Origin of the sequence: Dechloromonas denitrificans, from assembly GCF_001551835.1 — a bacterium.
Classification (GTDB): domain Bacteria; phylum Pseudomonadota; class Gammaproteobacteria; order Burkholderiales; family Rhodocyclaceae; genus Azonexus; species Azonexus denitrificans.
In genome coordinates this window covers 280960-295756 of sequence record NZ_LODL01000005.1, presented here as the reverse complement: position 1 = coordinate 295756, position 14797 = coordinate 280960, and the positions used below count along the sequence as shown (strand labels likewise).

12 protein-coding genes and 1 riboswitch are annotated in these 14797 nt (G+C 63.8%); of the genes, 2 read left to right on the top strand and 10 right to left on the bottom strand.

All coding sequences use genetic code 11. The features are described 5' to 3' along the window. Positions 1 to 266 precede the first annotated feature (266 nt). On the top strand, positions 267 to 812 hold the full coding sequence (locus tag AT959_RS20865) for a hypothetical protein (RefSeq protein WP_157651182.1): 546 nt from the start codon (positions 267 to 269) through the stop codon (positions 810 to 812). A gap of 400 nt (positions 813 to 1212) precedes the next feature. Here the strand turns inward: AT959_RS20865 and AT959_RS02330 are convergent, their stop codons facing one another. From AT959_RS02330 to ubiA, 6 genes are all read right to left on the bottom strand, one after another. Beyond that, complete coding sequence (locus AT959_RS02330; protein ID WP_066880131.1) at positions 1213 to 1629, bottom strand: DUF4870 family protein; 417 nt, start codon at positions 1627 to 1629, stop codon at positions 1213 to 1215. Then, positions 1622 to 2128 carry a GNAT family N-acetyltransferase gene (locus tag AT959_RS02325; protein ID WP_066880270.1) on the bottom strand — a complete coding sequence of 169 codons (507 nt, stop codon included), beginning with the start codon at positions 2126 to 2128 and terminating at the stop codon, positions 1622 to 1624. The genes AT959_RS02330 and AT959_RS02325 overlap by 8 nt, the downstream gene beginning before the upstream one ends. Positions 2129 to 2188: 60 nt before the next feature. Then, positions 2189 to 3562: a peptide-modifying radical SAM enzyme CbpB gene (gene cbpB, locus AT959_RS02320; RefSeq protein ID WP_066880129.1), complete on the bottom strand. Its 1374-nt coding sequence runs from the start codon at positions 3560 to 3562 to the stop codon at positions 2189 to 2191. Continuing rightward, positions 3559 to 3714, bottom strand: a complete 156-nt coding sequence (gene cbpA, locus AT959_RS20230) for a modified peptide precursor CbpA (RefSeq protein WP_083518159.1) — start codon at positions 3712 to 3714, stop codon at positions 3559 to 3561. Before cbpA ends, cbpB begins: the two co-directional genes overlap by 4 nt. Positions 3715 to 3823: 109 nt before the next feature. Further along, a riboswitch (cobalamin riboswitch) is annotated at positions 3824 to 3959 on the bottom strand. Positions 3960 to 4021: 62 nt separating this feature from the next. Further along, positions 4022 to 5497 (bottom strand): 4-hydroxy-3-polyprenylbenzoate decarboxylase, encoded by a 1476-nt coding sequence (gene ubiD, locus AT959_RS02315; protein ID WP_066880127.1) that lies wholly within the window; start codon positions 5495 to 5497, stop codon positions 4022 to 4024. 79 nt (positions 5498 to 5576) lie between these two features. Beyond that, complete coding sequence (ubiA, locus tag AT959_RS02310) at positions 5577 to 6467, bottom strand: 4-hydroxybenzoate octaprenyltransferase (protein ID WP_066880125.1); 891 nt, start codon at positions 6465 to 6467, stop codon at positions 5577 to 5579. A 208-nt stretch (positions 6468 to 6675) separates the two neighbouring features. On the opposite strand from ubiA, the gene AT959_RS02305 reads away from it, so the two are divergent. Further along, positions 6676 to 10110, top strand: a complete 3435-nt coding sequence (locus AT959_RS02305; RefSeq protein WP_083518158.1) for a transglycosylase domain-containing protein — start codon at positions 6676 to 6678, stop codon at positions 10108 to 10110. A gap of 10 nt (positions 10111 to 10120) precedes the next feature. On the opposite strand, the gene AT959_RS02300 is transcribed toward AT959_RS02305, so the two are convergent. The 4 genes from AT959_RS02300 to AT959_RS02285 all read right to left on the bottom strand — a co-directional run bounded on the left by AT959_RS02300 (position 10121) and on the right by AT959_RS02285 (position 14796). Next, positions 10121 to 12001, bottom strand: a complete 1881-nt coding sequence (locus AT959_RS02300) for an MFS transporter (protein ID WP_066880123.1) — start codon at positions 11999 to 12001, stop codon at positions 10121 to 10123. After that, positions 11998 to 13224 carry an amidohydrolase family protein gene (locus tag AT959_RS02295; protein ID WP_066880121.1) on the bottom strand — a complete coding sequence of 409 codons (1227 nt, stop codon included), beginning with the start codon at positions 13222 to 13224 and terminating at the stop codon, positions 11998 to 12000. Before AT959_RS02295 ends, AT959_RS02300 begins: the two co-directional genes overlap by 4 nt. Then, the gene (locus tag AT959_RS02290) at positions 13221 to 13979 is read right to left on the bottom strand and encodes an AMP-binding protein (protein WP_240481669.1); all 759 of its coding nucleotides are present in this window, start codon (positions 13977 to 13979) and stop codon (positions 13221 to 13223) included. Before AT959_RS02290 ends, AT959_RS02295 begins: the two co-directional genes overlap by 4 nt. Before the next feature lie 124 nt (positions 13980 to 14103). Next, positions 14104 to 14796 carry a hypothetical protein gene (locus AT959_RS02285; RefSeq protein ID WP_066880119.1) on the bottom strand — a complete coding sequence of 231 codons (693 nt, stop codon included), beginning with the start codon at positions 14794 to 14796 and terminating at the stop codon, positions 14104 to 14106. Position 14797 lies beyond the last annotated feature (1 nt).

Genomic DNA, 14797 nt, shown 5'->3' with positions numbered 1-14797 from the left:
ATTCATTTCTATCGCCGCCGCTCTAATTTGGCTCGCCTGATTGTCCACACACCCTAATAAAAACTGGCGGAGACATAAACCCGTATCAGGGCCGAGGACTAATACTGCGAAATGATTTTAGCGGGGAGCGTCATGACACGAGAACAGACTTACTTTGGGCCGACCGGGGCATTTACCACCTCCATCTAAGCAGCGAGCCAATTCCACGCGAGCAATATTTTTCTCGTTCTGCAGACTATCTTGCATTTTGTCTGGTTGGCGGCAACTTGGTTGCGTTCATTGATGTGCTACGCCATCCGTCCAAAGAAGGGTTCGCAAACCCAGAGCTTATTGAAACGGTTGCTCAAAACTGGCCGCGCTACATGGATCAGTTCAAGCTCCATGGCATCTCACCCAATCGAAGGCATACGCAGGAGGAAATCCACGCGCTAAGGTCTAACGGCTGCTCCCCTAGTTTGATGATCAACAACACTGCCTATATGGGACCCGGTATGGGGATTACTTCAGCAGCAACACCCACCAAGGTAACGCTAACGGCTGATCGTGTCAGAGAATTTGCGCGTGACTTAGCAGTAGCTGTTCAAGACCCCAGCGGAGCATTTCGTACGGAAGCCATCACCGCGCTTGAGGGGCCACCCGAGTTTTCTTTGGCTCCAACGGCACTTGGCCTAGTAGTCTACGAAGCGAAGTCCAAGCATGCATTTCGCTTGCCCGAATCTGAACCTTATAAAGCACCGACGCCGATGGAAGCGTTTCATGATTTGCTCTTACCAAGGTGGGCTTGTCGAGCGCTCGTCACCAATTCAGCATAGTTGAAGAGACTAACTGTCGGTTCATCGCGGACGGTTAACCTGGGCGTTCAGAACGTCCGCTTTCCTAACTCGCAAAATACCGCTTTGGGTCGGGTGCCGTCCTACGCCGATGACGAAAGCGGCCATTGACTGCAATCAGCAGCTGAGCGGCCGGTAACTGGCGCATTGCAGCCCGATGCTGGCCTGAGGCCCAAGGGCGGCTTTGGCCGACCAAGAGACTGATGAATAAAGTGATTGATGGCGGCTTAAGGATCAGTTACCCGCCGTTCGAGCCTGACGACTTTTCACAGTCGCTATGTCCGCAGTTGGCCGATCTCTGCCTGATGAAGGTTGTATAGTCGTTATGCCGAGCTGCTCATCTTCCTGATATTCACTGGTCGGCATTGGTAAGAAGCGGTGGTCAGCTCAGGTGATCCCCAATCGGCCGCACACCCGACAGCGCCACCCAGCCACGCCCGACGCGGTAGATCACCCACAAGCCGAGCAGCGCGATGAGCAGGAAAGCGACCGGAATACCGATGATGGTGATGATCAGTAGGCCGTAGATCACCAGCCACAGCGCGGTGAACCAGAAAGTGCGGATCTGCCAGCGGAAATGGCTTTCCAGCCAGGTGCCGCTGACCTCGCTGCGCTTGAGGTAATTGAGAAAGACGGCAATCAGCGACGGCAGGCCGAAGACGAAGCCGCCGGCGACGGTCGCCGCCGAAGTGACACCAACCAGCACGGCGACGGCATGCAGGCCGTAGATGACGTGGGTCAGCTGGACCAGCGACGGGCGCACGCCTTGCAGGTCGGGGACGGGAAGTTGCTCAGGCATCTCTGGCCTCCTCAAGATATTTCTGCAGCAACAGCGCGTTGCCGGCCGCCGGGTCGAGCACATAGGGCGCGAAACCGGCACGCTCGTAGGATGCCATCGCCCGCGTATTGTTGGACAGCACTTCCAGCGTCAATTTGCAACAGCCAAGCTGGCGGGCCCGCCCTTCGGCCCACTGCAGCAGCGCCTGGCCGACCCCCTGGCCGCGCCGTTCGGCGCGGGTGACGATGTCGTGGATATTGAGCAGCGGCCGGGCGGCAAAGGTCGAGAAACCGGCGAAGCAGTTGATCAGGCCGACCGCCTCGCCGTCAAGGAAGGCCAGGGCGCCGTGAAAAGTCGGCAGCGCCTGCAGTTCGCGCACCAGATTGGCCCTGGCATAAGCCGACAGCCCCTCGCCGCCGCCCATCGGGTCGTGCGCGTAATGGTCGAGCAGATCGAGGAAAGCCGCGGCGTGCTCGGGCCGGGCCAGATCGGTGGCGGTAATGACAAGACGGGAATGCATGGCCGACGATGCCTGGAAAATGCTGGAGGGCGCCATACTAAAGCGCCCGCCGGCATTCGCTCAACTCAGCGCGAAAACGGTTTCCGTACCCTCGTCCCAGCCATCCCACAGATAGTCGTCGGCCTTGCCGTCGGCGATCAGGCGCAGGGCGTAATTGACCTGTTCCTTGTAGAAATCGCAGAAGGCGCCGATCTTGTCCATGCCGCCGTTCATCTCGACGGCTTCGGCCGGACAGGGCGAGCCGCAGAAATGACGGATCGCGCAGTCGCCGCACGGGCTGAACCGGTCGACATCGCGCGTCGTCACCTCGCGGAAGGCCGCCGAATCGAGCGCCGCCTCGACGCCGCCGAGCAGCAGGCTACCGCCGTTGAAGCGCGGCAGGCCGATGAACTCGCTGCACGGGTAGAGGCTACCGTCGGCGGCCAGCGCGAAGAAGGCCCGGCCGCCGCCGCAGGGCGAGATGTCGCACATCAGGCGGCGCGCCGTCGGGGCCAGGATGCCGATCAGGATATTGGCGAAATTGGCGACCATCAGCTTGCGGCCGCTTTCCTGGTACAACTCGTAGGTCCGGTCCATCGCGGCGAAGAAGGCCTTGGCCATGTCGCCGTCGGCCGGCTTCACGCCGCGCGCCCCGGGCAAGGTGCAGCGCAAGGTGTTGAGCATGCAGGTCGGCACTTCGTGGGCGTGAAACAGTTCGACCATGCGCGTCAGGTAGGGCAGGTTTTCGGTCGTGCAGGTCGTGATGACGCTCCATGAGCCGTAGCCGCGCAATTTCTCCATCGCCCGCAGCACCTTGTCGTGCACGCTCTTGCCACCCCAGGTCCGCCGGGTGGCATCGGTGATATCCGCCACCGGGCCGTCGAGCGAGAGGCCGATGCTGACATTGCGCGAGGTCAGGAAATCGAGCGCCTTGTCGTCGAGCAGCGTGCCGTTGGTCTGCAGGCCGAAAACGAAATCGTCGGCGAAGGCATCGATCGCCTCGAACACCGCCAGCGCATTCATCAACGGCTCGGCACCGTGGAAAATGGCGCGCGGCTTGCGGTCGGCCGGCATCACCGAACGGAAATAATCGCGCAGCTTGCCGAGCGAGGCATGCAGTATCTCGGCCGACATGTGGGTGCCGCTGCTGCGCTGGGTATCGGGCAGATAGCAGTAGGTGCAGTTGAGATTGCAGCGCTCGGTCGGGTTCAAATAAACGCCGGACGGTTTCAGGCCGAAGCGCAGGGCGTGCAACTCCTGTTCGAACTGCCCGGCTTTGGCGCCGTAGGCGGCGAGCAGGTCGGGGTCGCGATTGGCTTCATGAACCTTGTTCTTGTCGACCAGCGCCCAGAAAGCAGTCTGCGGATCGGTTACCGCGGCATAGAGCGGGTGGCCGATATCGACCGGCTGGAAAAGCGTGCCGCGGGCGGCACGCTCGGCAAGCACAGCGTTCATTTGGCCGCCTTCCGGTCCATCAGCACATAGTGCGAGAGGCCGATGCCGTCCGGATTGCAGCTCTTGCGCACGGCAATGGTCGGTGCGACGGGCGCGTTCTGGCTCGTGGTTGTTTGCGGGGCGTTGACGGTTTGCTTGATGGTTTGGGACATTTTCCACTCCTCGGGAAGACAAAAAACAAAAAGGGCTCCGTCTGAGCACACGCTTGTCGCATGCGCTCAGACGGAGCCCTTGCCTTGGCTCCATACTCGGTATCGATTCGTCTTCTGGCTTCCGGATCAGCCGAAGCGCTGCGCCTTCCCGGCGGGGTATGCCCCGCAAGTGGCTGGTCTGGCGACCATGCAGCCTTCGTCCCCGGTTACAGCGGCGGGCCCGCCACGGATTCGCACCGTGTTCCGTATCTCGATTCCAACTGGAGAGCGGATTCTCTCAAGCCGCCGAGCCGCGGGTCAATTCGTCCTAAAGGCCTAGTTCCTGCCACATCGTATCGACCCGCTGCTTGACCCCGTCGTCCATGACGATCGGTCGCCCCCACTCGCGGCTGGTTTCGCCCGGCCACTTGTTGGTCGCATCCAGCCCCATCTTGGAACCGAGGCCGGCCACCGGCGACGCAAAGTCGAGGTAGTCGATCGGCGTGTTGTCGACCAGCGTCGTGTCGCGCGTCGCATCCATGCGCGTCGTCATCGCCCAGACCACTTCCTTCCAGTCGCGGATATCGATGTCGTCGTCCACGACGATGATGGTCTTGGTGTACATGAACTGGCGCAGGAAGCTCCAGATGCCGAACATGATCCGCTTGGCGTGGCCGGGATACTGCTTCTTGATGCTGACGATGGCCATCCGGTACGAACAGCCTTCCGGCGGCAGGTAGAAATCGACGATTTCCGGGTACTGCTTCTGCAACAGCGGTACGAAGACCTCGTTGAGCGCGACGCCCAATACGGCCGGCTCGTCGGGCGGCTTGCCGGTGTAGGTGCTGTGGTAGATCGGGTCGTGGCGCATGGTGATGCGCTCGATGGCGAACACCGGGAACTCGGCCTGCTCGTTGTAGTAGCCGGTGTGGTCGCCATACGGCCCTTCCAACGCCATCTCGCCGGGATGGATGACGCCTTCGAGGACGATTTCGGCCGAGGCCGGCACTTGCAACGCCGAGCCGAGGCATTGGGTCAGCTCGGTCTTGCCGCCGCGCAGCAGGCCGGCGAACTGGTATTCGGACAGGCTGTCCGGCACCGGCGTCACGGCGCCGAGGATGGTCGCCGGGTCGCAGCCGAGCACCACCGCCACCGGGAAAGGCTGGCCAGGATTGGCCAGCTGGTGGTCGCGAAAATCCAGCGCCCCGCCACGATGCGCCAGCCAGCGCATGATCACCTTGTTCGGCCCGAGCACCTGCTGGCGGTAGATGCCGAGGTTCTGCCGGTTCTTGTGCGGCCCCTTGGTGACGACCAGGCCCCAAGTGATCAGCGGCGCGATGTCGCCCGGCCAGCAATGCTGGATCGGCAGTTTGGCCAGATCGACATCCTTGCCCTCCCAGACCACCTGCTGGCAGGGCGCGTTCGACACCTTCTTCGGCGCCATGTTGAGCACCTGCTTCAGGATCGGCAGCTTGTCCCAAGCGTCCTTCAGCCCTTTCGGCGGCTCCGGCTCCTTGAGATAGGCGAGCAGCTTGCCGACTTCGCGCAGCGCCTGCACCGATTCCTCGCCCATGCCGAGTGCGACGCGCTTCGGCGTGCCGAACAGGTTGGCGAGCACGGGTATCGTATGTCGGATCGACGCCGTTTTCGGCTTTTCAAAGAGGATGGCCGGCCCTTCGGCGCGCAGCACACGGTCGCAGATTTCGGTCATTTCGAGGCGGGTATCGACCTCGACGCCGACGCGCTTCAGTTCGCCGGTCTTTTCCAGTTGCGACATGAAGTCGCGCAAGTCGTGATATTTCATCGGGTCCGCTACGAAAAAAGACAGTCGGCGCAGGCGAATGCTGCGGTCCACGGGGCAAAAAGGGCAAAAACCGGGGCGTTCATCCGAAGCTCCGGCCGGCAAGCAGGAAGTCGACAACGATGCCGACGAAGATCACCAGGCCGACCCAGTTGTTGTGCAGGAAGGCCTTGAAACAGGGCATCCGTTGGCGACCGCGGATCCAGGTGTAGTGCAGTCCGAAAATACCGGCCGCGACGACCAGCCCGGCGTAGAAGGCCCAGCCCAGATGCAGCGTCCAGCCGACCCAGCCGATGATGGCCAGCGTCATCGCATAGCAGAACATCACCGCCGCCACGTCGTGGCGGCCGAAGGTGATGGCCGAGGTCTTGATGCCGATTTTCAGGTCGTCGTCGCGGTCGACCATGGCGTACTCGGTATCGTAGGCGACCGCCCAGAAGACATTGGCGAGCAGCAGCCACCAGGCTTCGGCCGGCACGTTGCCGAGGTGGGCGGCGTAAGCCATCGGGATGCCGAAGCCAAAAGCGACGCCGAGGTAAGCCTGTGGGATGGCGAAGAAGCGCTTGGTGAAGGGATAGCTGGCGGCCAGGAAGACGGCCGGCACCGACATCCAGATCACCAGCTGGTTGCCCAGCATCAGGACCAGCCCAAACGAAATCAGCGACAGGACGGCAAAGAGAGTGAGCGCTTCCTTCGTCGTGACCTTGCCGGCCGTCAGCGGGCGCTCCTTGGTCCGCTCGACATGCTTGTCGAAATCGCGGTCGGCATAGTCGTTGATGACGCAGCCGGCCGAACGCATCAACACGGTCCCCAGCACGAACACCCAGAGCACCACCCAGTTCGGCTTGCCCAGCGCCGACAGCCAGAGTGCCCACAGCGTCGGCCAGAGCAGCAGCAGGATGCCGATCGGCTTGTCGAGCCGCATCAGCTTTTCGTAAAGATCGAGTTTTTCCTTGAGCGCAGGCCAGTTCATCGGTCGATTTTACCTTGGTGCCCGCCAGCGACAGCGGCGGGAATGCTTGAAGCAGAGATCATGGCAAGGCGGCGAAAGCAAAAGCGGGCATTTTACCGGTCTCGCCCCTGCCGCCGGCGGCCAACACCCAAAACAATCAAAACGCCCCACAAGGGCGCGATGCCAATATACTGATGACAGAAAAGCCGACAACAAACACAAACATCTCATGCGCCCCAACGCACCCGCCCCCCGCCGCCGGTACTGGCTGACCGGTGGCCTTGTCGTCGCCCTGCTCGCCGCTGCCGGCCTGTGGGTTGCCGACGAAATCGAAACCTCCCGCCTGCAGGCCACCCATCTGGCCCGCTACGCGGCAACCCTCGATTACCGGATGGTCGACGGCGCCAGTGACGCCATCCGCTTCCCAACGCACGGCCCCTTCGAGCAGCGCATGGGCTACAGCGAACTGCCAAAGCTCGCCAGCCGCCTGAACGCCAACGGTTTCAAGCTAACCCGACAGGCCCGCTTTTCCGAAGCCCTGCTCAACTACACCGGGCGCGGCTACTTTCCACCCTACCGCGAAAAGACTTCGGCCGGGCTGACCGTCACCGACTGCCGGGGCGAAACGCTGTACCGCTTCCGCTACCCCTATCGGGCCTATGCCGATTTTGACGCCGTGCCGCCGCGCATCGGCCAGGCCCTGATGTATATCGAGAACCGCGACCTGCTCGACGAATCCCGGCCGACCATGAACCCGGCGGTCGACTGGGTACGCTTCGCTCGCGCTGTCATCGGTCGCATCGGGCGGATGGTCAACGACGATTTCGACGCCCCGGGCGGCAGCACGCTGGCGACGCAGATCGAGAAATTCCGCCATTCGCCGGACGGCGTGACACCGAACAGCAGCGAGAAGCTGCGCCAGATGGCCTCGGCCAGTGTCCGTGCCTACCGCGATGGCGAGCAGACGCTGCCGGCCCGGCGCACGCTGCTGCTCGATTACCTGAATACCGTACCGCTCTCGGCGGCGCCCACCTTCGGCGAGGTCAACGGCCTGGGCGATGGCCTCTGGGTGTGGTTCGGCGCCGACTTCGACGAGGTCAACGCGCTGCTCGCCGCACCGGAAGCCGAAGGTGCCCGCCTCGCCGAGCAAGGCCGGGCACTGCACCAGGTGGTGGCGCTGATGATCGCCCACCGCCGCCCGACCTACTACCTGTCGACCAAGGGGCACGACAGCCTGGCCCGCCTGTCGGAAAGCTACGTCCGCCTGCTCGCCGAGCAGGGTGTGATCAGCCCGGGCCTACGCGATGCCGCATTGGCCCAGCCGCTGCAATTCCGCAACCAGGCGACCGACCCGGCACTGCTGCCGGCCGATGCCGGCAAGGGCGCGATGGCCATCCGCAACCGCCTGGCCGGCCTGCTCGATGCGTCGCTGTACGAACTCGACCGCTACGATGCCGAGGTCGGGACGACGCTGAACGGCAAGCTGCAGCAGGAAGTGACCAGCTTCCTGCGCCGCCTGGACGAACCGGAGGTGGCCCGCAAGGAAGGCCTGCTCGGTGAACGAATGCTCGACCCGGGCCGGCTCAATGGCGTCTATTACAGTTTCACGCTGGTCGAAAGCACGCCGGCCGGCAACCGCGTGCGGGTCCAGACCGACACCACCGACCAGCCGCTCGACATCAACGAAGGTAGCAAGCTGGAACTCGGCTCCACCGCCAAGCTGCGAGTGCTGACCACCTATCTGGAAATCGTCGCCGAACTGCACCAGCGCTTTGCCGGGCAGACGCCCGCCGAATTGCGCAAACTGCCGGTCGAACAACGCGACCGCCTGACCCGCTGGGCGATCGACTATCTGCTCAGTGCCAAGGACCGCGAACTGCCAGCCATGCTGCAGGCGGCCCTGGCCCGCAGCTACTCGGCCAGCCCCGGCGAGGAATTCTTCACCGGCGGCGGCGTCCATAGCTTCAACAACTTCCGCCACGAGGACGACGGCCGGGTCGTCACCGTGCGCGAAGCGCTGCAGGGTTCGATCAACCTGCCCTTCGTCCGCCTGATGCGCGACGTCGTCCGCCACACCATGTACCAGGTGCCGGGCAGCAGTGCGCAGCTGCTGGAAAAAGCCAGCGATCCGCGCCGCGCCGAATACCTCGCCCGCTTCGCCGACCAGGAGGGGCAGGTCTTCCTGCGCCGCTTCTGGCACAAGTACCGGGGCAAGAAAGCGGCCGAAATCCAGGATGTCTTCCTCGATGGCCTGCGCCCGAACGCCAGCCGGCTGGCCGCCGTCTTTCGCTACCTGTCGCCGCAGGCGACGCCGGCCGAGCTGGAAAACTTCCTGCGCCAGCGCCTGGAAGGGGCGCGCCTGAGCAGCGACGAAGTCGGCCGCCTCTACGAGCGCAACGGGCCAGCCGCCTACGACCTGCCGGATCGCGGCTACGTGGCGCGTGTCCATCCGCTCGAACTGTGGCTGGTCGGCTACCTGTCGGCCCATCCGGAGAGCAGCTGGAGCGAACTGGTCCAGGCCAGCGCCAAAGAGCGCCAGGCCGTCTACCGCTGGCTGTTCAACACCCGCTTCAAGGGGGCCCAGGATTCACGCATCTACACCATGCTCGAAGTCGAAGCCTTCCTCGACATCCACCGCCGCTGGGTCCGCGTCGGCTATCCTTTCGGCCACCTGGTGCCCTCGCTGGCCACCGCGCTCGGCAGTTCCGGCGACCGGCCAGCCGCGCTCGCCGAACTGATGGGCATCATCGCCAACAACGGCATCCGCCAGCCGACGCGGCGCATCGACCGCCTCGATTTCGCCGTCGGCACCCCCTACGAGAGCCGCTTTGCCAGCAACGGCGAAACTGGCGAACGGGTGATGGCACCGGAAGTGGCCGCCGCCCTGCGCAACGGGCTGTCGGAAGTGGTTGAGGGCGGCACGGCACGCCGCCTGTCCGGAGCCTTCAAACTGGCCGACGGGACGCCGCTCGCCGTCGGCGGCAAGACCGGCACCGGCGACAACCGCATCGTCCTCGGCCGGGGCGCGGCGCGCGGTGTCGCCATGAACCGCACGGCGACCTTCGTCTTCTACCTCGGCCCGCGCCACTTCGGCACGCTGACCGCCTATGTGATGGGGCCGGATGCCGCCAAATACCGCTTCACCTCCGCCCTGCCGGTGCAGATTCTCAAGTCCATGGGCCCGATCCTGACCCCGGAACTCGACGCCCGCAACGACAACACCTGCCCCGGCGGCTGGCCGGGCGGGCAGAATAGCGCCGGACGCCCCCCCGAGAAGGCTCCCGACCAGGCAAAGGCTGCTGCGACAGACGATGCTCCACTCGCTCCCGTCCCTGCGGCCGGGAACGACAAGAGCGCGGACAAGGAAGCGAGCCCGGACAAGCCGGCCGAAAGCGCCGAGGCAAAGCCTGCAGAGACGAAACCGGAAAAACCGCTCGACAAGCCCAGCGCGAAGGCGGCGGACAAGGCCGCCGAGAACGCAGTGAGCGCTAGCGGCGAAAAATCCCCAGCCCCACCTCCGCCCGCTACTCCGCCGCGCGGCACACCGGCAACGCCCCCTGCTGCAGCACCAGCGACGCCAAGCCCGTCAGCGCCGAATGACGAAGCGCAGCCCCTCGACAAAGCCCCCGAGCAGAAACCCCGCAGCGAACTGGGCACCGGGTAGCACGCCGGCCTTAGCGCTGCTCGCCGCGCAAGGCGAGCACCGTGGCCTGCAACCTGGCCGGCGTCGCCTCGGCGGCAGCGAGCGGCGCCCCGACCCGCAGGCTGATCCGCGAAAACAAACCGCGCCGGAAAGGCGTTTTCATCGCCTCGCCGTCGATCCGTGAAAAGAAACTACCCCACAGGCCGGACAGCGCAAGCGGCACCACCGGCACTGGGTTGGCGGCGAGGATGCGGCTGATGCCGGGGCGGAAGGTCTGCAATTCGCCGTCGCGGCTGATATAGCCTTCCGGAAAAATGGCGACCAATTCGCCGTTGGCCAGCGCGGTCGACACCTCGGCGAAGGCTTTTTCCATCAGTGCCGCATCCTCCTTGGCCGAGGCGATGGGGATCGCGCCGCAGTGGCGGAAGATGAAGCTGAGCAGAGGAATGCGGAAAATCCGGTAGTCCATCACGAAGCGCAGCGGCCGCGGCGAAGCGCCCATGATCACCACCGCATCGACGAAGCTGACATGGTTGGCGACAAGCACGGCGGCGCCTTCACTCGGAATGTTTTCCAGCCCTTCGCTGCGCAGCCGGTAGGCCGCCTTGACCAGCAGCCAGGCGATGAAGCGCAACAGGAATTCCGGCACCAGCCCGTAGATGTAGATCGCCACCGCTGCGTTGAGCAGGGCGGCGATGCCGAACAGCGCCGGGATCGACAGCCCGGCGCCGAGCATGGCCGCCGCCCCGAGCGCCCCGACCACCATGAACAGCGCGTTGAGGATGTTGTTGGCGGCGATGATGCGGGCCCGGTGCTCCGGCGAACTGCGCAGTTGGACCAGCGCATAAAGCGGCACGATGAAGAAGCCACCGAAGGCGCCGAGCAGCATCAGGTCGACCAGCACTCGCCAGACAGCCGGAATGCTGAGCAAGGCGAGCAGTTGATGCGGCGTCGTGCCGGCCAGGCCGACCGGCGAGGCGAAATAGAGATCGAGCCCGAACAGCGTCAGGCCGATCGAGCCGAAAGGCACCAGGCCGATTTCGACCTGCTTGCCGGACATCCGCTCGCAAAGCATCGAGCCGATCCCGATGCCGACCGTGAAGGTGGCCAGCAGCAGCGTCACCGCCGACTCGCCGCCACCGAGCACGTTCTTGGCATAGACCGGGAACTGGGCGAGGAAGAGTGCGCCGTACAGCCAGAACCACGAGATGCCGAGGATGGACAGGAAAACCGTGCGGTTCTGCCGGGCGAAATTGATGTTGCGCCAGGTTTCGGTCAGCGGATTGAGGTTGATCGCCAGCCCCGGGTCCGGCGCCGGCGCCGCCGGAATTCCACGGCTGGTCAGGTAGCCGGCCGCCGCGACGACGAAGCCGCCGAGCGCGATCCAGGCCGGATGCTCGACCGAGCCGGCGAGCAGGCCGCCGGCCAGGGTGCCGATCAGGATGGCGACGAAAGTGCCGGCCTCGATCAGCGCATTGCCGCCAACCAGCTCGTCGCTGTGCAGGTGCTGCGGCAGGATGGCGTACTTGACCGGCCCGAACAGCGTCGAATGCAGGCCGAGCAGGAAGAGCGCCCCCATCAGCACCGGCAGGCTGTGCAGGAAGAAGCCGGCGGCGGCGATGCCCATGATCAGCATCTCCAGCACCTTGACCAATCTGGCCAGCATGGCCTTGTCGTACTTGTCGGCCAGTTGTCCGGCGGTCGCCGAAAACAGGAAGAAGGGCAGGATGAAGATGCCGGCCGCCAGGTTGGCCAGCAACTCGGCCGGCAGCGTCGTCCATTGCGCCGCCTGGAAGGTCAGCAGCACGACCAGCGCGTTCTTGAACAGGTTGTCGTTGAAGGCGCCGAGAAACTGGGTGACGAAGAAAGGCGCGAAGCGCTTTTGTTTGAGAAGTCCGAATTGTCCGCTCATGCGTGGCTCGCAGCAAAAAGTCGGCGGGTGTTGAAGACCGCCGGAGAGAAGGAATGACCCTGCCAGTTGAGCAGGCGCTTCAGGGTGAAGTCGAAGAGCAGCGGATTGTGCTGGCGCAGGATGTCGAGATCATGAACTGCCGCTTTCGGCAGCAAGCCGGCGCGCGCCAGGGAAGCGGTCGAGGTCAGCGGCACGATGCCGGGCAGCGGGTAGTCGGAGCCATGCAGCAGGCGATCGTGCAGGTCGCCGCGCTCGAGCAGTGTGCGAATCAAGGCCGGTTTCCGGTTGCGCTGGGTGATGGCCGAGAGATCGCCGTGCAGCAGCCCCTTGGCGCGCGACTCGGCCATCAGTTGCAGGAAGAGGTCGAAACTGGAATGCGGCTTGCCAGCGTCGTCGAGATCGTCGCCAAGCGAGGCGCAATGGGCGACGACGACCTTGACCCCGGCATCGAGCGCGCGGCGCAGGCGCAGCGGGTTGCCGAAGGCCTGCGTATCGCTGCCTTTGACGGCTTTTTCCTCGCCGCAATGAACGATCAGCGGCGTGCCACTCTCGGCCAGCACACGGTAAAAGGCATCGCAACGGGCCGCAGCCGGGTCCATGCCCATCGCGGCGGGCAGCCATTTGACGGCGCGGGCGCCCTGGGAAATCGCCTGTTTCAGGTCGTCGACCGCAGCCGCGTGGTAGGGATGCAAGGAGGCGACCCACTCGAAGCGCGCCGGGAAATCCCTGGCCAGCCTGGCGGCCCAGGCATTCGGCACGTAGAAGGCGGAGTGCTCGGGATGCGCCTCACCCTGGCCATCGTGAAAGCGCTCGAAAGCGAAGAGCATGACCTTGAAGCCGGCCGGCATCGCATCGCAAAGGTTGAGCAGACGCGCGACATAGGCCTGATCGACCTTGCCCGGCGCCTCGTGGGCGCAACCGGCATTCATGTAGAACAGGCGCTGGGCGTAGTGCAACGGATGCAGCGGCGAGGACAATTGCGGCCCGACCACGATACCGCTGCCACCATCGCCGATGCCGGCCAGGTGGACGTGGCAGTCCCACAACTGCGCTGGATCAACGTCGGCCCACGCCTGTTGCAGCCACGGGCTGTCGATCAAGCCGGCCGGAATGGCGACGCGGCATTGATTGACCAGCAGCGGCTTGGCCAGCGCCCCGCCGCCGGCGGCCAGCCCGGCAGCACCGGCAAGCCAGCCGAGAAAACGCCGACGGTCGGCCCTCATGCCGCCTCCGCCAGACGTTTCAGCGTCACGTAATCGATCTTGCCGGTGCCGAGCAGCGGCAGCGCTTCGACGCGCTGGATCTTGCGCGGTACGGCCAGCTCGGGCACGCCGAGTTCGCGCGCCTTGGCGGCCAGCAGTTCGCGGCTCAACGCGGCATCGGTGGTGAACAGCACCAGCGCCTCGCCCTTGCTGGCGTCGGGCTGACTCGACACGGCATGCAGCTTGTCGGGCGAACTGGCCGTCGCCAGCTTTTCGGCGACTTCCAGGCTGACCATCTCGCCGGCGATCTTGGCGAAGCGCTTTACCCGGCCGACGATCTTGAGAAAGCCCTCGTCGTCGATCTGCACCACGTCGCCGGTTTCGTACCAGCCGTCGCCGAGTTCGGAGAGCGGCGGCTGCAGCACGCCCGGTTGGTCGGACTTCAGATAGCCGGACATCACATTCGGGCCGCGCACGTGCAGGATGCCGCCATGCTCGATGCCGGACACCGGCTGCAGGCGATACTCGATGCCCGGCAGCAGGTTGCCGACGGTGCCGGTTTTGTAGGCCATCGGCGTGTTGACCGCCAGAACCGGCGCCGTTTCGGTGGCGCCGTAACCTTCGAAGATGCGGATGCCGAATTTCTCGAACCACTGGCTGCGCACCGCTTCCGACAGCTTTTCGGCACCGGCGACGACGTAGCGCAGGCGATAGAAGTCGTAGGGATGGGCGAACTTGGCGTAGTTGCCGAGGAAGGTCGAGGTGCCGAAGAGCACGGTGCAGGAACGGTCGTAGGCCAGTTCCGGAACAATCGCCCCTAAAAAAGCAACTATTTGCTTACACGCCTTGTATACACGTAGCCTATAACAAGTTATGCAACTACTCAACCAAGACAGGATTTCAGAGGGCGTTGTTTTCGTGCCCCGGGGCCGGCAGTGCTGCCGCTCCGAGAGGGCTCTTTGGTGCCCGAATGAGCGCAATCAGCGCCTCAACGTCAAGCTTCTCAAGTAGTACCTTTTTCGTGGTGATATGGCGAAGTCTCTCACGATAGAGCTCCAGGCCAACCGAGGCAAGATTGCTTTCAGTAAACAACCGTGACAGCGCTTCACGCACCTCGTTGCTTACGGCTGCCTCGTCCTTCTTGCTGGCGGCAACCTGCCTGAAGCCAGAAGCAATCAGGTCATCAATCGGAATGCCAGGCAAACTCCGAAGGCCGGCAATGATGCGATTCTTGAGCCCTATCGCTTCGTCACGCTCAGTCTTGAGCAGAGTCACATAGGCCCGTACAGTCTCGTCGCGGATGACCGGCTCAAACGATTGCTTTTTTGCCGTGACGGGTAGTATTTGCTTAGCCATCCTTGTTTGAAGATAGCGGAACAAAGTGTCTTGAGAATTCCGGATAGACTGTGTCTTAGGTCCTTTCCAGCGGTCTGAGCAGTAGCTTCCAACCGCTGTTGGAGAGATAGCCCCCTGGGACTTCTCAAGGAAGTCACAGGCATCCTTAACGCGTTCCAGGGACTGTTTAAGGCGAGGGTTATTGATTGAAGCTAACATGGTCTCAAAGATGTCATCGGTGATTTGAGGTTTCGTCACA